16 protein-coding genes are annotated in these 17,265 nt (G+C 72.4%); 11 read left to right on the top strand and 5 right to left on the bottom strand.

Translation table 11 applies throughout. The annotated features are described in order from the left end of the window. Together paaB and paaA are read right to left on the bottom strand one after the other, a co-directional pair. A complete protein-coding gene (gene paaB / locus Q9S36_RS23240) occupies positions 1-267 on the bottom strand; it encodes a 1,2-phenylacetyl-CoA epoxidase subunit PaaB (RefSeq protein WP_251453604.1) in 267 nt (88 codons plus the stop codon). Positions 268-332: 65 nt separating this feature from the next. Further along, the gene (gene paaA / locus Q9S36_RS23235) at positions 333-1,337 is read right to left on the bottom strand and encodes a 1,2-phenylacetyl-CoA epoxidase subunit PaaA (protein ID WP_311287216.1); all 1,005 of its coding nucleotides are present in this window, start codon (positions 1,335-1,337) and stop codon (positions 333-335) included. 54 nt (positions 1,338-1,391) lie between these two features. On the opposite strand from paaA, the gene Q9S36_RS23230 reads away from it, so the two are divergent. Then, the gene (locus tag Q9S36_RS23230; RefSeq protein WP_311287215.1) at positions 1,392-2,033 is read left to right on the top strand and encodes a TetR/AcrR family transcriptional regulator; all 642 of its coding nucleotides are present in this window, start codon (positions 1,392-1,394) and stop codon (positions 2,031-2,033) included. Positions 2,034-2,102: 69 nt separating this feature from the next. Here Q9S36_RS23230 and paaZ read toward each other — a convergent pair whose 3' ends face one another. After that, the gene (gene paaZ / locus Q9S36_RS23225) at positions 2,103-4,220 is read right to left on the bottom strand and encodes a phenylacetic acid degradation bifunctional protein PaaZ (protein ID WP_311287214.1); all 2,118 of its coding nucleotides are present in this window, start codon (positions 4,218-4,220) and stop codon (positions 2,103-2,105) included. A gap of 143 nt (positions 4,221-4,363) precedes the next feature. On the opposite strand from paaZ, the gene paaI reads away from it, so the two are divergent. From paaI to Q9S36_RS23200, 5 genes are all read left to right on the top strand, one after another. After that, on the top strand, positions 4,364-4,786 hold the full coding sequence (gene paaI, locus Q9S36_RS23220; RefSeq protein ID WP_311287213.1) for a hydroxyphenylacetyl-CoA thioesterase PaaI: 423 nt from the start codon (positions 4,364-4,366) through the stop codon (positions 4,784-4,786). Between the two features lie 57 nt (positions 4,787-4,843). After that, entirely contained in the window at positions 4,844-5,641 is a 798-nt protein-coding gene (locus Q9S36_RS23215; RefSeq protein WP_311287212.1) for a transglutaminase family protein, read from the top strand. A gap of 120 nt (positions 5,642-5,761) precedes the next feature. Continuing rightward, positions 5,762-6,625: a transporter substrate-binding domain-containing protein gene (locus Q9S36_RS23210; RefSeq protein ID WP_251453340.1), complete on the top strand. Its 864-nt coding sequence runs from the start codon at positions 5,762-5,764 to the stop codon at positions 6,623-6,625. Between the two features lie 47 nt (positions 6,626-6,672). Beyond that, positions 6,673-7,518, top strand: a complete 846-nt coding sequence (locus Q9S36_RS23205; protein ID WP_251453341.1) for an amino acid ABC transporter permease — start codon at positions 6,673-6,675, stop codon at positions 7,516-7,518. Continuing rightward, the gene (locus Q9S36_RS23200; RefSeq protein ID WP_285814593.1) at positions 7,515-8,249 is read left to right on the top strand and encodes an amino acid ABC transporter ATP-binding protein; all 735 of its coding nucleotides are present in this window, start codon (positions 7,515-7,517) and stop codon (positions 8,247-8,249) included. The genes Q9S36_RS23205 and Q9S36_RS23200 overlap by 4 nt, the downstream gene beginning before the upstream one ends. A 54-nt stretch (positions 8,250-8,303) precedes the next feature. Here the strand turns inward: Q9S36_RS23200 and Q9S36_RS23195 are convergent, their stop codons facing one another. After that, the gene (locus Q9S36_RS23195; protein ID WP_311287211.1) at positions 8,304-9,197 is read right to left on the bottom strand and encodes a bifunctional methylenetetrahydrofolate dehydrogenase/methenyltetrahydrofolate cyclohydrolase; all 894 of its coding nucleotides are present in this window, start codon (positions 9,195-9,197) and stop codon (positions 8,304-8,306) included. Then, positions 9,194-10,468, bottom strand: coding sequence for a serine hydroxymethyltransferase (gene glyA / locus Q9S36_RS23190; RefSeq protein ID WP_311287210.1), 1,275 nt, complete (start codon positions 10,466-10,468; stop codon positions 9,194-9,196). The genes Q9S36_RS23195 and glyA overlap by 4 nt, the downstream gene beginning before the upstream one ends. A gap of 232 nt (positions 10,469-10,700) precedes the next feature. Between glyA and Q9S36_RS23185 the strand changes: the two genes are divergently transcribed. The 5 genes from Q9S36_RS23185 (at position 10,701) to Q9S36_RS23165 (ending at position 17,263) form a co-directional block, all read left to right on the top strand. Beyond that, complete coding sequence (locus tag Q9S36_RS23185) at positions 10,701-11,903, top strand: amidohydrolase family protein (RefSeq protein ID WP_311287209.1); 1,203 nt, start codon at positions 10,701-10,703, stop codon at positions 11,901-11,903. Between the two features lie 147 nt (positions 11,904-12,050). Next, complete coding sequence (locus Q9S36_RS23180) at positions 12,051-13,799, top strand: sigma-70 family RNA polymerase sigma factor (RefSeq protein ID WP_311287208.1); 1,749 nt, start codon at positions 12,051-12,053, stop codon at positions 13,797-13,799. 71 nt (positions 13,800-13,870) lie between these two features. Further along, positions 13,871-14,284 (top strand): YrdB family protein, encoded by a 414-nt coding sequence (locus tag Q9S36_RS23175; RefSeq protein WP_251453366.1) that lies wholly within the window; start codon positions 13,871-13,873, stop codon positions 14,282-14,284. Beyond that, entirely contained in the window at positions 14,281-15,672 is a 1,392-nt protein-coding gene (locus tag Q9S36_RS23170) for an FAD-linked oxidase C-terminal domain-containing protein (RefSeq protein WP_311287206.1), read from the top strand. The genes Q9S36_RS23175 and Q9S36_RS23170 overlap by 4 nt, the downstream gene beginning before the upstream one ends. A 139-nt stretch (positions 15,673-15,811) precedes the next feature. Further along, positions 15,812-17,263 (top strand): L,D-transpeptidase family protein, encoded by a 1,452-nt coding sequence (locus Q9S36_RS23165; RefSeq protein ID WP_311287205.1) that lies wholly within the window; start codon positions 15,812-15,814, stop codon positions 17,261-17,263. Positions 17,264-17,265: the final 2 nt, after the last annotated feature.

Genomic DNA, 17,265 nt, shown 5'->3' with positions numbered 1-17,265 from the left:
TCACAGGTGCGGCACGTCGGCGGACGCGCGGTAGGCGGTGGGATAGCGGTAGTCCTTGCCCTGCGGGGACTCGAACCACGCCCCTCGGGCGTCGGGATCGCTGGCCGCGATGGCCGCCGACGGGACCACCCACACCGAGACCCCCTCGCCGCGGCGCGTGTAGAGGTCGCGGGCGTTGTGGAGGGCCAGCTGCGCGTCGGGAGCGTGGAGAGAGCCGGCATGGACGTGCGAGAGGCCGCGCGCCGAGCGGACGAACACCTCCCACAGAGGCCACGTCTCGCCGTTCCCGCTCGCCGCCTCGTCTCGCTGCGCTCGCTCGGCGTCCGGGGTGTTCACCGCGCGCACGACGCCACCGCCTCGATCGTCTCGGCCGCGACCCGGTCAGCGTAGGCGCGGGCCGCCTCGCGCACCCAGGCGCCGTCGTCATGCGCCTGCCGACGCGTGGCCAGCCTCGTGGCGTTGGCCTGGCCGTTCCCTGCCAGCACCGCCCGGAACTCGTCCCAGTCGAGGTCTCCGTAGTCCCAGTGCCCGCGCTCGTCGTTCCAGCGCAGGTCGGGGTCGGGGAGCGTCACGCCGAGGATCTCGGCCTGCGGCACGATCATGTCGACGAACCGCTGCCGAAGCTCGTCGTTGCTGAAGCGCTTGATGTTCCACGCCATGGACTGCGCGGAGTTGGGCGAGGCGTCGTCGGGCGGGCCGAACATCATGAGGGCGGGGGCGTACCAGCGGTTCACCGACTCCTGCGCCATCTCGCGCTGCGCCTCGGTCCCGCGCATGAGGGTCAGCAGGATCTCGAAGCCCTGCCGCTGGTGGAACGACTCCTCTTTGCAGATGCGCACCATCGCGCGCGCGTACGGCCCGTACGACGCCCGGCACAGCGGCACCTGGTTGCAGATCGCGGCACCGTCGACGAGCCAGCCGATGGAGCCCATGTCGGCCCACGACGGGGTGAGGTAGTTGAAGATCGAGGAGTACTTCGCCCGCCCGGTCAGGAGCTGGTCGTACATCTCCTCGCGCGGGGTTCCGAGCGTCTGCGCCGCCGAGTAGAGGTACAGACCGTGACCCGCCTCGTCCTGCACCTTCGCCATCAGGATGGCCTTGCGCTGCAGGCTCGGGGCGCGGGTGATCCAGTTGCCCTCGGGCTGCATGCCGATGATCTCGGAGTGCGCGTGCTGCGAGATCTGCCGCATCAGCGTGCGCCGGTAGGCCTCGGGCATCCAGTCAGCCGGCTCGATCTTGTCGTCGGCGGCGATGATCGCGTCGAAGCGTGCCTGGCCGGCCGCGACGGCATCCGCGTCGACGACGCGCTCGGCGTCGGTCTCGGTCACCCGCTTCATCGGCGCCTCCTCGCGCTACTTACCGGTCGTTCAGTAATGATACTCTCTGGTGCCATGGGCGACAACCCGACGACAGCAGGCGTGCGGCCCGCGGCATCCTTCCGCCGGGGCAACGGACGCCTCGACCGACCCGCCTACGACCTCGACGCCGTCCTCGACGTTGCCGTCGCCCTCTTCAACGAGCGCGGATACGAGGCGACCTCGATCAGCGCGCTGGCCGAGCGCCTCGGCACCAGCAAGTCCGCGCTGTACTACCACGTCAGCGGCAAGGAGGAGCTGCTCGCCCGAGCGCTCGATCGCGCGCTCGACCGGCTGGAATCGGTGCTCGAGCAGGCGACGGATGCCGGGGGCACGGCCGCGGACCGGCTGGCGTTCGTGCTGCGCGGCGCCGTCGGCGTCCTCGTGGACGAGCTCCCCTCGGTGACGCTGCTGCTGCGCGTGCGCGGGAACACCGACATCGAGCGCACGGCGCTGCGCCGCCGGCACGACATCGACCGCGCGGTGACGGCGCTCGTCGAAGCCGCGCAGGCCGAGGGGTCGCTGCGGGCCGATCTCGACCCGGGGACCACGTCGCGCCTGCTGTTCGGCATGATCAACTCGATCGTGGAGTGGTATCGCCCGGGCGGCCCGCTCGACGCCCGCGCGCTCGCCGACGCGACGGTCTCGGTCGCCCTCGACGGCCTGCGCTCCCGCTGACCGCCCCGCCGCCCCGCCGCGCCGCCGCCCCGCCGCGCCGCCCCGCACATCTCCGCCCGCGCCGGCGGGTCAGGACTTCGCGACCAGCGTCAGCACGTCGTAGGTCGCGACCGTCTCGTCGCGCTGGTTCAGCAGCACGGCATCCCACCGCACTTCGCCGTACTCCTCGCTCTCGCGCGGCGAGATCGCCTTGGCCGTGAGGGTCACCCGCACCTCGTCGCCGGGCGAGACGGGCGTCACGAACCGCAGGTTCTCGAGGCCGTAGTTGGCCAGCACCGGACCCGGGTCGGGGTCGACGAACAGGCCCGCCGCGAACGACACGAGCAGGTATCCGTGCGCCACACGCCCCGGGAAGAACGGGTTGGCGACCGCGGCGTCCTCGTCCATGTGCGCATAGAAGGTGTCGCCGGTGAACGACGAGAAGTGCTCGATGTCGTCCAGCGTCACCTGCCGTGGCTGCGAAGCGAACCGGTCGCCGACCCGCAGCTGCGAGAGCGGCTTGCGGAAGGGGTGGATGCCGTCGGTCGCCGTCGCGCCGGCGTGCCACTCCCCCGTGGCGCGCGTGAGGGTGTCGGGCGATCCCTGCAGCGCCGTCCGCCTCATGAAGTGGAGGACCGATCGGATGCCGCCGAGCTCGGTGCCGCCGCCGGCGCGCCCGGGGCCGCCGTGCACGAGGTGCGGCACCGGCGAGCCGTGACCGGTGGACGAACGGGCGACCGAGCCGTCGAGCACGAGGACCCGGCCGTGCCACGGCGAGATCCCCTCGACCGCCTCGGCCACGAAGGCCGGGTCGGCCGAGCACACCGTCGCCACGAGCGACCCGCCACCCAGGTTGGCCAGGCGCACCGCGTCCGCGACGTCGCGGTACCCGAGGATCGAGGCGACCGGCCCGAACGCCTCCACCTCGTGGACAGCGGGCGTGTCGGCATCGGCGAAGCGCAGCAGCACGGGGGCCAGGAACGCCCCCTCCGCCATCACACGGCGCACGCCGTCCACGCCCACGACCTCGGGGTCATCGAGCGAGCCGACGACGATCTCTCCGCCGGCGGCGACGAGATCGCCGACGCGTGCGCGCACCTCGTCGCGCTGGGCGACCGAGACGAGCGGACCCATCGTGACCCCCTCGGCGCGCGGGTCGCCGAGGACGACCTTCGCCTCGATGCGCGCGCGCACCGCCTCGACGACGTCGTCCAGCACGGATGCCGGCACGATCACCCGACGGATCGCGGTGCACTTCTGGCCCGCCTTGGCCGTCATCTCGGTCACGACGGACGCCACGAACGCGTCGAACTCGGCGGTGCCGCCGACCGCGTCGGGCCCGAGGATCGCAGCGTTGACCGAGTCCGCCTCGCAGGTCAGCTCCACACCGCGCACGATGACGGCGTCGTCGCGTCGCAGCATCCGTCCCGTATCGGCCGAACCGGTGAAGCCGACGGCGTCGCGCAGGTCGAGGTGCTGGAGGAACCCTCGCGCCGATCCCACGATCAGCTGCAGCGCACCGTCGGGAAGGAGGCCGGAGTCGACCATGACCCGCACCGCGGCCTCGGTGAGCTCGGCGGTCGGGGTCGCGGGCTTGACGATCGAGGGAACGCCGGCGAGGAAGGCGGGGGCGAACTTCTCGAGCATGCCCCACACCGGGAAGTTGAAGGCGTTGACCTGGAACGCCACTCCCGGCAGCGACCGCCACAGGTGGCGCCCGCCGAAGGAGCCGTCCCGCGACAGGTTCTCGTGGGCGCCGTCGATCAGGGTCGTCGTGTTCGGCAGCTCGCGCCGCCCCTTGGACCCGTAGGTGAACAGCACGCCGATGCCGCCGTCGATGTCGATCATCGAGTCGCGCGGGGTGGCACCGGTCGCCGCGCTCAGGGCGTAGAGGTCGTCCTTGGCCGCTGTCAGCGCCTGTGCCAGCCCCTTGAGGACGAGAGCCCGGCGATGGAAGGGCAGGCCCGCGAGGGCGGCATGGCCGGTCGATCGAGCGTGATCGACCGCGGCGGCGACGTCGGGCGCCGCGCCGACCCGGGCCACGGGCGCGCCGGTCGCAGCGTCGGCGAGCACCGTCCCGCCGCCGCGACCGCTGCCGTCGGTCGCGTCGAGGTCGCGCGGCGTCCACCAGCGCCCCGCGACGTAGCTCGCGACGAGGGGGACGTCGGCTGTCTGCACGGGTCGATCGGTGTCCTGGAAGAGCGTCATCGCGTGGGTTCCCTTCGGCGCGACGGCGACCGTGCCGGCGCACTTCGACTAACTGAACGTTGACTTACTGAACGTTCGTTCGGCACCATGTTCGCATAGCGCGACGCCGCACTCAACGCCGCGCGATGCCGCCGAGGAGGGCCATGGACGACGCCTTCGCCACCGAACACACCCGTCGGATGATCGCCGGCGACGCGGCCTCGAACGCCCTGGGCATGCGGGTGGTCAGCGCCGAGCCCGGCCGTGCGGTCGTGCGCATGCGGGTGCGGCCCGACATGCTCAACGGCTTCGCCGTCGCCCACGGCGGCATGGTGTTCGCCCTCGCCGACACCGCCTTCGCCCTGGCGTGCAACGAGACGGATGCCGTGACCCTGGCCGCCGGCGCCGACATCGCGTTCCTCTCCCCCGCCCGCGAGGGCGACGAGCTCGAAGCCGTCGCCGAGCGCCGGGCCCGAGGTGGCCGCTCGGGACTGTACGACGTGCGGGTGAGCGCCGGGGACGGACGTGTCGTGGCGGAGATGCGCGGCCGAAGCCGCACGACCCGGGGGGTCCTGCCCGCGAAGTGAACCGAGCCGTGACGGAGCGGTCACGACGCCGACACACGGGTCTGTCATGCTTGCCCGATGCACAGGGACGTCTCGAGCCGTATCGCACTGACCGTCACCGAGCCGGCCGACCTCGCGTTCGCCATCGCGGTGTCCTCGCACCACGCTCCGGCGTCGGAGTCGCTCACCGCAACGCTCGACGGGGCACCGGTCGAGGTGGTCGAGCTGCGCGACGCGCACGGCACGCGCGTGCACCGGATGCGCCCCGGCGTCGGCGAGTTCGTCGTGGAGTACTCCGCCGCGATCGCCGGAACCGGACAGGAGGCCACCGCCGACGACATCGAGCGGCTCGTCTACACCCGGCCCAGCCGCTACGCCGAATCCGACGCACTGGCGCCCACGGCATCCGCCGAGTTCGTCGGCATCGACGACCCGTCGCAGCTGCTGACCGCGGTCTCGAGCTGGGTCGGCACGCGACTGGCCTATGTCCCCGGCTCGTCCCTGCCCACCGACGGCGCCGCGCGCACGCTGCTGGCGCGACGGGGCGTGTGCCGGGACTACGCGCACCTGTGCGTCGCGCTGCTGCGGGGACTCAACGTCCCCGCGCGGCTCGTGTCGGTCTATGCGCCGGGCCTGCACCCGATGGACTTCCACGCCGTCGCCGAGGCGTGGGTCGACGGCGGCTGGCACGTCGTGGACGCCACCACGCTGGCCCCGCGCTCGACGCTCGTGCGCATCGCGACGGGACGGGATGCCGCCGACACGGCGTTCCTGACGATCTCGGCCGGCCGCGCCGATCTCGTCGACATGACCGTGTCGGCCACCGCGGACGTGCTGCCGGGCGACGACCTGGACCACCTCGTCCGCCTGCGGTGACCGTCGCACGGGCGTAACAGTCCGACTCCGGGCCGCCTTCCCGCCCCGCCGGGCAGGGAGAATGGAACGCGTGCCGCCGCCCGCACCCCGGGGCAGGGCACCCCACCCCAGGAGGATCACATGTCGCGCCGTCCCGCGCTCCGCGCCGCTCTCGTCGGCATCGCCGTCACCGCCCTCGCGCTCACCGGCTGCGCCTCGGGCGACACCGCCCCCGCCGACGGCGGCGAGGCCGACGACACCGAGATCTCCGAGGACGCCTACGTCACCCCCGGCAAGCTGACGATCGCCACCGGCGAGACCGCCTACTTCCCGTACGTGATCGACGACGACCCCGCCAGCGGCGAGGGGTTCGAAGCTGCCGTGGCCTACGCCGTCGCCGAGGAGCTCGGGTTCGCCGCCGAGGACGTCGAGTGGGTGCGCACCAGCTTCGAGGCCGCCATCGCACCGGGCCCGAAGAACTTCGACATCAACATCCAGCAATACACCATCACGGACGAGCGCAAGCAGGCGGTCGACTTCTCGTCGCCGTACTACTCCGCCAGCCAGGCGGTCGTCGCGATCGAAGGCGGCGCGGCCGACGATGTCGACGACATCGCGGGGCTGAAGGATCTGGTCCTGGGCGCCATGGCCGGATCGACCAGCGCGACCACGATCGACGAGGCCGTGCAGCCGACCACCGCGCCGCAGCTGTACAACTCCAACGAGGATGCCGTCGCGGCCCTGATCGCCGACCAGATCGACGCGATCGTGCTCGACCTGCCGACCGCGTACTACGCCACCGGGGTCTACATCGAGGACTCCTTCATCGTCGGCGAGCTGCCCGCCGCGGGCGTGCCCGACGAATGGGGCCTGCTGCTGCCGAAGGACTCCCCCCTCACCGAGGACGTCACCGCCGCCGTCGACGCGCTGCGTGAGGACGGCACGCTCGAGGAGATCACCGACGAGTGGCTCGGCTCCGGCCAGGGCGTGACGCTGCTTCAGTGAGCCGCGCCCGTGCCGATGGCGGAGCCGAGCTCGCGTAACGTCGTTCCGTGACCTCGCATCAGCCCAGCGCGCTCGAACTCGAGCGGCGCGCGTTCCGGCGCCGCCAGGAGCTGCGCTCGGTGCTCATCGCGGTCGCATCCACCCTCGCGTTCGCGGTGGTGGTGTGGGTGACGGTGCTCAGCACGCCCGGCTGGGCAGCGGTGCAGCAGTCCTTCTTCGACCCGCAGGTGGCGTGGGAATCCCTGCCGCGCGTGTGGGAGGGATTCCTGCTGAACCTCCAGGTGCTCGCCCTCTCCGTGATCACGGTTGGGGTGACCGCGACGGCCGTGGCACTGGCGCGAACCCTCCGCGGGCCGGTGTTCTTCCCCCTGCGGATGCTCGCCGCGGCATACACCGACCTGTTCCGCGGTGTGCCGTTCATCATCGTGCTCTTCCTCATCGGCTTCGGCCTGCCGACCATCCTCGGCGAGCGCATCCTGCCGATCGTGCTCGGCGTGATCGCGGTGACGCTGACCTACTCGGCGTACGTGGCGGAGGTGATCCGGGCGGGGATCGAGTCGGTGCACCCGTCGCAGCGTCTCGCCGCCCGGGCCCTCGGCCTCGGCTACGCGCAGTCGCTGCGCCGCGTCGTGCTGCCCCAGGCGCTGCGCAAGATGACACCGCCCCTCATGAACGACTTCATCTCGATGCAGAAGGACGTCGGCCTCATCTCGATCCTCGGCGCGGTCGACGCCGTGCGGGGCGCCCAGATCGAGGCGTCGCAGTCCTACAACTTCACGCCGTATGTGGTCGCCGGCATCCTCTTCGTGCTGCTGGCCATTCCCACCATCCGCCTGACCGACTGGTACACCGCGCGGCTGCGCGAGCGGGAGCAGACGGGATCGGTGCTGTGACGACGCTGCTGCGGGCCACGGGACTGTGGAAGTCGTTCGGCGAGCGCGAAGTGCTGCGCGGCGTCGACGTCGACCTCGCGGCCCACGACGTGGTCGCCCTCATCGGTGCGAGCGGGTCGGGCAAATCGACCCTGCTGCGCTGCCTGGGCCTGCTCGAGCCGATCGACGACGGCCTCATCGAGCTCGGCGGCGAAGACATCTCCGACCCGCGCGTGAACGCCAACCGCGTGCGGGCCCGCTTCGGCGCGGTGTTCCAGCATTTCAACCTGTTCCCGCACCTGTCGGTGCTCGACAACGTCACCCTCGCCTCGCGCGTGGTGCATCGCGTGCCGCGGGCCGCCGCCGAAGATCGCGGGCGGGAGCTGCTGCAGCGCGTCGGCCTCGCCGACAAGGCACGGGAGCACCCCGACCGCCTCTCGGGGGGGCAGCAGCAGCGCGTCGCGATCGCCCGAGCCATCGCCACCGATCCCGAGGTGCTGCTGCTCGATGAGATCACCTCGGCCCTGGACCCCGAGCTGGTCACCGAGGTGCTCGAGCTCGTGCGTCAGCTCGCGGCGGACGGCACCACGATCCTCATGGCCACGCACGAGATGGCCTTCGCCCGTGACGTGGCCGATCGGGTGGTCTTCCTCGACGGCGGGCGCATCGTCGAGCAGGGACCCCCCGCGCAGATCTTCGGCGCCGCCCGCGAGGCGCGGACGCGCGAGTTTCTGGCGCGGTTCACCGCGTGAACCGAGCGGATGCCGGACGGTGACGCCGCGGCATCCGCTCGCTCGCTGCGGGGCTCAGCCGGCCTGGCGCTCGGCGGCCTGGCGCTCGGCGGCCTCGACGACGTTGGTCATCAGCAGCGCCACCGTCATCGGCCCCACCCCGCCGGGGTTGGGCGAGAGGTAGCCGGCCACCGCGGCGACGTCGGGATGGACGTCGCCGAAGACCCGCGAGACGCCCTCGGCGTCGGCCTCGCGGGTGACGCCGACATCCAGCACGGCGGCGCCGGGCTTGACGTCCTCGGCGCGCACGATGTGCTTGACGCCCGCGGCCGCGACGATCACGTCCGCCTGCCGCAGATGCTGTGACAGGTCGGCCGTGCCGGTGTGGGTCAGGGTCACGGTGGCGTTGTACTCGCGTCGCGTCAGGAGCAGTCCGATCGAGCGGCCGATCGTGACACCGCGGCCGACGACCACGACGTGCTTTCCGGCGAGGTCGTAGCCGTTGCGCAGCAGCAGCTCGATGACTCCCCGCGGGGTGCACGGCAGCGGCGTGGCGATCGGGGTGTTGACGTTCAGCACGAGACGGCCGAGGTTCGTCGGATGCAGTCCGTCGGCGTCCTTGGCCGGGTCGATTCGCTCGAGCACCGCGTCGGTGTCGATGTGCTTGGGCAGCGGCAGCTGGACGATGTACCCATGGCACTCGGGATCGGCGTTGAGCTCGTCGATCAGCGCCTCGACCTCGGCCTGCGTGGCATCGGCCGGGAGCTCGCGCTGGATCGAGTTCATCCCGATCGCCACCGACTGCTTGTGCTTCATGCCCACGTAGAGCTGCGAGGCGGGGTCGGCCCCCACGAGCACGGTCGCGATGCCGGGCGTGATCCCGCGCTCGCTCAGCGCGGCGACCCGCTCGCGCAGCTCGTCCTTGATCGCGGCGGCCGCCGCTTTGCCGTCGAGGACGGTGGCGGTCACTGCTGCAGGCCGGGGTAGAGCGGGAAGGCCTCGGTGAGCGCCTCGACGCGGGCGCGGAGCGCGGCCACGTCGGCGCCGGGCTGCAGCGCGAGGGCGATCACGTCGGCGACCTCGGTGAACTCGGCGTCGCCGAATCCGCGCGTGGCCAGCGCCGGGGTGCCGATGCGCAGGCCCGACGTCACCATCGGGGGACGGGGGTCGTTCGGGACGGCGTTGCGGTTCACCGTGATGCGGATCTCGTGCAGCAGATCCTCGGCCTGCTTGCCGTCGATCGCGGCATTCCGCAGGTCCACGAGCACGAGGTGCACATCGGTGCCGCCCGAGCGGACCGTGATCCCGGCATCCTTCACGTCCTGCTGTGACAGGCGCTCGGCGATGATCGACGCACCGCGCAGCACCCGCTCCTGACGCTCGCGGAACTCCGGCGTCGCGGCCAGCTTGAACGCGGTCGCCTTCGCGGCGATGACGTGCATGAGCGGGCCCCCCTGCTGGCCCGGGAACACCGCGGAGTTGATCTTCTTGGCGGTGTCGGCGTCGTTGGTGAGGATGATGCCCGAGCGGGGTCCGCCGATGGTCTTGTGCACCGTGGACGACACGACGTGCGCGTGCGGAATCGGCGACGGGTGCAGGCCCGCGGCGACGAGCCCCGCGAAGTGGGCCATGTCGACCCACAGCAGTGCGCCGACCTCATCGGCGATCGCCCGGAAGGCGGCGAAGTCGAGCTGACGCGGGTAGGCCGACCAGCCGGCGATGATGACCTTCGGCTTGTGCTCGACGGCGAGACGGCGCACCTCGGCCATGTCGATGATGCTCGTCTCGGGGTCGACGCCGTAGGCGACGATGTTGTAGAGCCGGCCCGAGAAGTTGATCTTCATGCCGTGCGTGAGGTGGCCGCCCTGGTCGAGCGAGAGGCCGAGCAGCGTGTCGCCGGGGCGGGCGATCGCGTGCAGGACGGCGGCGTTGGCCGAGGCACCGGAGTGGGGCTGCACATTGGCGAACTCCGAGCCGAACAGGGCTTTGGCGCGACTGATCGCGAGCTCCTCGGCGACGTCGACCTCTTCGCAGCCGCCGTAGTAGCGGCGGCCGGGGTAGCCCTCGGCGTACTTGTTGGTGAGCACGGATCCCTGCGACTGCAGGACCGAGACCGGCACGAAGTTCTCGGAGGCGATCATCTCGAGGTAGCCGCGCTGGCGGTTCAGCTCGCGCTCGAGCACCTCGGCGATCTCGGGGTCGACCTCGCTGAGCGGGGCGTTGAAGTACGGGTCGGTCATGACGCTGCTTTCCTTCCGGTGGGTCGGGTGCCGTCGCGATGCGACGCTACCCGGTGGTCGAGTGCCGTTGCGAAGCAACGGTGTATCGAGACCCCGGCCCAGGCGTGCGGTCGAATGCCGTATCGGTCGCTCCCCGGTGGTGGCCCACCTCAACGCCAGTCGCGACTCCGTCGAGCATAACGGATGCCGCCCCCACCGCTCCTCGTCGGGCCCCCCTTGTACCCTCGACGGCGTGAGCCTCGTCATCCACTCGGTGCGTCTCGTCGACGACGGGCGCGAGACCGCGGATGCGTGGCTGCGATTCGACGAGGGCCGGGTGTCCGATGTGGGAGCCGGCGACGCGTGGCCGCCGGCAGACGCCGTCGTCGACGGCGCCGTGCTGGCCGGCGACGGTGGCGTCCTCACGCCGGGCTTCGTCGACCTGCACGGGCACGGCGGCGGCGGCTTCTCGTACGACGGCGGCCCGGCGGCGATACGCGCGGCCCGTGCCGTCCACCTCGCGCACGGCACGACGCGCGCCGTGCTGTCGCTCGTCACGGCGGACCTTCCGGCACTGGTCGAGCGGGTGTCGGCGGTGGCGGATGCCGCGGCCGCCGACCCCGGCATCCTGGGCTCGCATCTGGAAGGGCCCTTCCTCGATCCCGGCCACCGCGGCGCGCACACCGCGTCCCTCCTCCGGGCCCCCGACGCGGCCACCGTCGAGCAGCTGATCACCGCGGCGCGCGGGACGATGCGACAGGTCACCCTCGCCCCCGAGCTGCCCGGAGCGTTCGCCGCCATCGGCCGCTTCGCGGCCGCGGGGATCACGGTGGGCATCGGGCACACCGACGCCGATGCGGCCCTCACCCGCCGCGCCTTCGACGCGGGCGCGCGCCTGCTGACCCACTCCTTCAACGCGATGCGCGGCATCCATCACCGCGACCCCGGGCCGGTGGTCGCAGCCCTGCGGGACGGTCGCGTCGTCCTCGAGGTCATCGCCGACGGCACCCACGTGGACCTCGACCTGGTGGCCACGCTGTTCGCCGCCGCCCCGGGGCGCATCGCCCTGGTCACCGACGCGATGGCCGCCGCGGGAGCGGGCGACGGCGCGTACGAGCTCGGCGGAGCTCCGGTCGCGGTTGCGTCCGGGATCGCCCGGCTGGCCGACGGCGGTGCGATCGCCGGCTCGACGCTGACGCAGGACGCCGCGCTTCGCCACGTTGTCCGCGCCGGGGTCCCCCTCGCCGCCGCCGTCGCCGCCCTCACGCGCACGCCCGCCGAAGCGATCGGCCGCGCCGACATCGGGCGCCTCGAGGCGGGAGCGCCCGCCGACGCGGTGCTCCTGGATGCCGGGCTGCGCGTGGCGGGCGTGTGGCTGGCGGGGGCACGGGTCGCGGGAGCTCCGGCCACGGGTGCACCGACGGCAGCGGTACGGCGCGACGGGGCCGGAACCTGACTCCGGAGTCGATACGCGGATTCACTCTGGTGGAACCGGGTTCCAGGCCCCACAATGGGACGGTCGCACGATGGATGGGGACATCGCGCGACCGGAGTCGTCGGCACCGCTGTGGAGGCGCTGACTGCCACCCCGCACGGAGAAACGATGACGTATCAGACCGCGCCGACCGGGCGCGATGTCGCCGGGCTCGGCGATGCCGCGCTCGTGCTGCGCACCAGGTCCGGTGACACCGAGGCCTTCGGCGAGCTGTGGCGCCGGCACTACCACGCGGGCGTCACCGTCGCCCGGTCGGTGTCGTCGAGCCTGGACCCCGACGAGCTGACGCAGGAGTCGTTCAGTCGCATCTACCAGTCCATCGCCAGCGGCGGGGGCCCGTCCGGCTCGTTCCGGGCATTCCTGTTCACCAGCATCCGGAACTCGGCCGCGACATGGGGGCGCGCGCAGCGCGAGACCGCGATCGAGGTGACCGACGCCGAGGATCCCCTCACCGCCGAGCACGCGAGCGCCGAAGCGCTGGACCGCGGACTCACGACCCAGGCCTTCCGGCGCCTGCCGTCGCGCTGGCAGGAAGTGCTCTGGTACATCGAGATCGAGCAGATGACGCCGGCCGAGGCCGCCCCGCTCCTGGGCATGAAGTCCAACGCGGTCGCGCAGCTGGCCGCGCGCGCCCAGGACGGTCTGCGCGAGGCATGGATCGACGCGCACGTCCACGCCGTTCCCGCGGGGTCGGCGTGCGAGTGGACCGTCGAGCGGCTCGGGGACTATGCCCGCTCCCGCATCCGCCGCCGCGATCGCGCGCGCGTCGAGTCCCACCTGGCGCACTGCACCCGCTGCACGATCGTCGCCGGCGAGGCCCACGAGGTGTCGCACCGGCTCGCGCTCGTGCTGCTGCCGCTCACGGTGGGCATCGCCGGTACAGCCGGCTACCTCGCGGCGCTCCAGGGGGGCGGTCTCGCGGCAGCCGCCCCCACCATGCCCGACGACGTGGCGCCGGCCGCGGGCACGACGGCCGCGGCCGGTGTCGCGACGCCCCCGGCCGCCGTCCCCGCCGCGACGTGGCATCCGGATACCGCGGGCTCGGGCATCGGCGGGGTGATCAGCCTCGTGGCCGCCAGCGCCGTCGTGGTCGGGTCGATCTTCGCCGGCGCACTCCTCCTGCCGTGGTCGGGAGCGGGCGCGCCCGACGCCGAGACCGGCGCGGCGGCGATGGATGCCGGAATCGACGTGCGCGTCGACGCGCCCGGTCGGAACGCGCCCTCCCGTCCCGCACCCGACAGCCCGGCGCCCGACCGCCCTCTCGATCCGATCGCCCCCGACGACGACGCGGCGCCCGACGCGCGCGTGCCGGTGACGGACGCGCCGCGACCGGCCGACGAGCCGGACCCCGCGCCCGCTGACGGCGGCGACGCCCAGCCGCTGCCGCCGGCAGGACCGGCGGAGCCGACGCCCACCGACCCGACCCCCACCGATCCGAAGCCGACCGACCCCAAGCCCACCGACCCGACCCCCACCGATCCGAAGCCGACCGACCCGAAGCCCACCGACCCGGAGCCGACCGATCCGGAACCTTCCGCACCGGGCGCGTCGGGCGAGACGCCCAAGGCCGCGCTGCCCGCGGGGGCTCCGGCGGTCTCCTCCAGCGCCGTGTCGACCGACGACACCGGCGCCGCGACACTGACACTGGGGCTGCGGGGCGAGCCCGGCGCGACCGTCCGGGCGCGCATCGCGGGCACCGATGTCGGCGTTGTCGCTCTCGACGCATCCGGCGCCGGCACTCTCGTCGTGACCGTCACCGAGAAACAGGTCGCCACGGATGCCCGGATCGAGCTGCGGTACGTCGCGGGAAAACTCTCCGGCGCGCCGATCGCCGTGCGCGTCGGCACCCTGCTCTGACCTCCTATCGGACCCCCTCCTCGGAGGTGCCCCCGGGTCACGTCGGCAGCGCCGACCGTAGACTGGAGGCCATGTCCGACACGGCTCGTCCCTCTGCCGCCGCCACTCCTGCCGCCGCCACTTCGGCCGGCGCCACCCCGGCCGGCATGCGCACTCCCCTGACGGCGATCGACATCCTCGCCTTCGTGTGCGAGCTCTTCGCGTTCGTCACCCTCGCCATCTGGGGCTTCGCGATGTGGGCGTTCCCATGGAACATCGTCGCCGGCATCGCCGCACCCGTGGCCGCCATCCTGGTGTGGGCGCTGTTCGTCTCGCCGCGCGCGGTCTTCGAGGTGCACCCGTTCGTGCGAGGCGTCATCGAGCTCTTGGTGTATCTGTCGGCCACCATGGCGTGGTGGAGCATGGGCGCGACCTGGGTGGGCGTCGTCTACGGTCTCGTCGCGGTCGTCGTGGGGGTCCTCGCCGGGCGGCGCCGGTTCGCGTGAGCACCCACGACGAGGTGATCGCCCGTCTGCGGGAGCACCTCGGCGACCGCGTCGACGTCTCGCCCGCTGCACTCGATGCGGCGCGCGCCGACAAGTCCGGGCACGCGGCATCCGGACGTCCGCTCGCCGTCGTCCATGCGGCATCCGTCGACGACGTGCAGCACACCCTGCGCGTGGCCTCGGCCACCGGGACCCCCGTCGTCACCCGCGGCGCCGGCACGGGCCTGGCCGGCGGCGCGAACGCCGGCGCGGGCGAGATCGCACTGTCGGTGCGCGACATGGACCGCATCCTCGAGGTCGCACCCGACGACCTCGTCGCCGTCGTAGAGCCGGGGATCATCAACGCCGAACTGAACGCCGCCCTGGCCGCGCACGGCCTGTGGTGGGCTCCCGACCCCGCCAGCCGGGCGATCTCGACCGTCGGGGGCAACATCGCCACCGGCGCCGGCGGGCTGCTGTGCGCGAAGTACGGCGTCGTCCGCGACGCCGTCCTGGGGGTGGACCTCGTGCGCGCCGACGGCCGCCTGCTGCGACTGGGACACCGCACCGTGAAGGGCGTCACCGGCCTGGACCTCACCTCTCTCGTCATCGGCTCCGAGGGGACGCTCGGCGTGATCGTCGCCGCCACGCTGAAGCTGCGGCGCCTCGTTCCCGGCGAGGTCCGCACCCTCGCCGCGACGTTCCCCGACGTCCGCGCCGCCGCGACCGCCGCCGCGGCGGTGACGGCCGCCGGTATCCAGCCGGCGATCATGGAGCTGATGGATGCCGCATCGCTGGCGGCGGCGCACGCGCTGCTCTCGCTCGCGCCCCCGGCTGCGGGCACGGCGCAGCTGACGATCCAGACCGACGGGCCTGCGGCATCCGTCGAAGCCGAGGCGATCAGCGCCGTCCTCGCCGACGCCGGCGGCACCGTCGTGCTCGCGCAGGATCGCGAGGAGGGCGAGCGCCTGCTCACGATACGGCGCTCGATGCACCCCGCCATGGAGACGCTCGGCCACACCCTCATCGAGGACGTCGCGGTGCCGCGCAGCGCCCTGCCCGCCATGTTCGACGAGATCGCGCGCGTCGAGCGCGAGCACGGCGTCACGATCCCGACCGTGGCGCACGCCGGCGACGGCAATCTGCACCCGAACTTCGTCTTCCCCGCGACCCCCCTCGCCGACGGCACCGTGGAGGTGCCCGCGCACATCTGGGCGGCCGCCGACGATCTCTTCCGGTCAGCGCTGCGACTGGGCGGGACACTCACGGGCGAGCACGGCATCGGCGTGCTCAAGCGCCAGTGGCTGGCCGACGAGCTGGGCACCGATCAGTGGGAGCTGCAACGCGACATCACGCGGGTGTTCGACCCTGCCGGCATCCTCAATCCCGGCAAGGTCTTCACGCCGTAGGCGAGGTGCGCACCCGGAACGGCTTTCGCAACGGAACCGCAACGATTCGACCGCAAAGCCCCTGTACGGCCCGATTCCCTGCCACCCGCACGGAGGAGTCCCCTACCATTGGTGAACGCTTATCGCAGGGGGTGGTGGCGTGACAGATCTGGCGACCAAGCCGGGCGCAGACGAGAAGCCGTCGGCGCAGTCCACGGCGACCGTGCCGCTCGGCGGCGATGCCGCGCTCGCGTGGGCGCCCGCCGAACCCGCCCCGCGCCGTCGGCGTGTGGGCATGTGGGTCGGGGTCACCGCAGCGATCGCGGTGATCGCGCTCGTCGCGGCATCCCTCGTCCTCATCGCCCCGGGAACTTCGGTGGCGGGCGTGCAGGTGGGCGGAATGACCGCGGGGGCCGCGGCCGATGCCATCACCCAGCGCCTCGCCGGCACGGTCGTGGTGCTGGACGGCGAAGCCGGACAGGCCGAGTTCACCGGCGCCGACCTCGGTGCCTCGATCGACGGCCGCGGCCTCGCCGACGACGCCTTCGCCCAGCACCCCATGTGGAACCCGGCACAGTGGTTCTCGGACCCGTCGACGGCGACCATCAGCCTGGACGCCGCCGCGGTAGAGAGCGCGGTCCGCGCTGCGCTCCCCGAGCTGTACGTGGCTCCGGTCGACGCCACGCTCGCCTATGACGCCGACAAGGTGCGCTACGTCGCCTCCGAGGCCGAGCAGGGTGTGGGCGTCGACGTCGACGCCCTGCGTGTCGCGCTCCAGGAAGCCTTCGACTCCGGTGCCGCGCGCACCGAGATCGATGTCACGCCCGCTCCGATCGAGCCGACGGTGACCACCGAGGCCGCCGAGGCCGCGGCATCCGAGCTCAACGGCCTTCTCGAGACGGCGGGCTTCTACGTGGGCGACGAGCGAGTGGTGCGGGTCAAGCCGGCCGTCACCGCATCGTGGCTCACCGTGTCGCAGACGGCGGAGGGCGCGTTCGAGATCTCAGCGGACCCGGCCGCGATCCAGAAGGTCGTCGACGGACTGCCCGAGGCCGTCGAGCGCCAGCCCGTGGATGCCCGCGTGATCACGGATTCGTCCGGCGGCGTGCTCCGCACCGACGTCGCCGGCGTGACCGGCCGCGAGCTCGGCTCGACCGAGGGCCTCGCCGAAGACGTCGCCGCGCAGCTGGCCGAGGGTGACGCGACCTTCGAGCTCACCGTCGCCGAGACGGAGTTCGCCACCGCGGCCGTCTCCCGCCGGATCGAGGTCGACCTGTCGGAGCAGATGACGTATCTGTACGAGAACGAGCAGGTCATCCGCACCTACGCGATCTCGTCGGGCCTCGAGGACTCGCTGACGCAGACCGGCTCGTTCCGCGTCTTCGCCCACGTCAGCATGCAGGACATGGGCTGCTTCGAAGGGGCGCCGTACTGCACCGAAGACGTCCCGTGGGTGATGTACTTCAACGGCGACCAGGCCTTCCACGGCGCCTACTGGCACAACAACTTCGGCAACCCGATGAGCCACGGGTGCATCAACATGCCCGTCGATGTGGCCAAGTTCGTCTACGACTGGTCCCCCACCGGCACCGAGGTCTGGATCCACGACTGATT

This window comes from Microbacterium sp. ARD31 (genome assembly GCF_031844425.1).
The sequence above is the reverse complement of the archived record's forward strand: the minus strand, read 5'-3'. Positions and strand labels throughout refer to the sequence as shown.

Excerpts from the sequence above, each read along its gene's own strand:
- paaA (WP_311287216.1), bottom strand. The coding sequence starts at position 1,337 with ATGAAGCGGGTGACCGAGACCGACGCCGAGCGCGTCGTCGACGCGGAT.
- Q9S36_RS23230 (WP_311287215.1), top strand. The coding sequence starts at position 1,392 with ATGGGCGACAACCCGACGACAGCAGGCGTGCGGCCCGCGGCATCCTTC.
- paaZ (WP_311287214.1), bottom strand. The coding sequence starts at position 4,220 with ATGACGCTCTTCCAGGACACCGATCGACCCGTGCAGACAGCCGACGTC.
- paaI (WP_311287213.1), top strand. The coding sequence starts at position 4,364 with ATGGACGACGCCTTCGCCACCGAACACACCCGTCGGATGATCGCCGGC.
- Q9S36_RS23215 (WP_311287212.1), top strand. The coding sequence starts at position 4,844 with ATGCACAGGGACGTCTCGAGCCGTATCGCACTGACCGTCACCGAGCCG.
- Q9S36_RS23210 (WP_251453340.1), top strand. The coding sequence starts at position 5,762 with ATGTCGCGCCGTCCCGCGCTCCGCGCCGCTCTCGTCGGCATCGCCGTC.
- glyA (WP_311287210.1), bottom strand. The coding sequence starts at position 10,468 with ATGACCGACCCGTACTTCAACGCCCCGCTCAGCGAGGTCGACCCCGAG.
- Q9S36_RS23180 (WP_311287208.1), top strand. The coding sequence starts at position 12,051 with ATGACGTATCAGACCGCGCCGACCGGGCGCGATGTCGCCGGGCTCGGC.
- Q9S36_RS23175 (WP_251453366.1), top strand. The coding sequence starts at position 13,871 with ATGTCCGACACGGCTCGTCCCTCTGCCGCCGCCACTCCTGCCGCCGCC.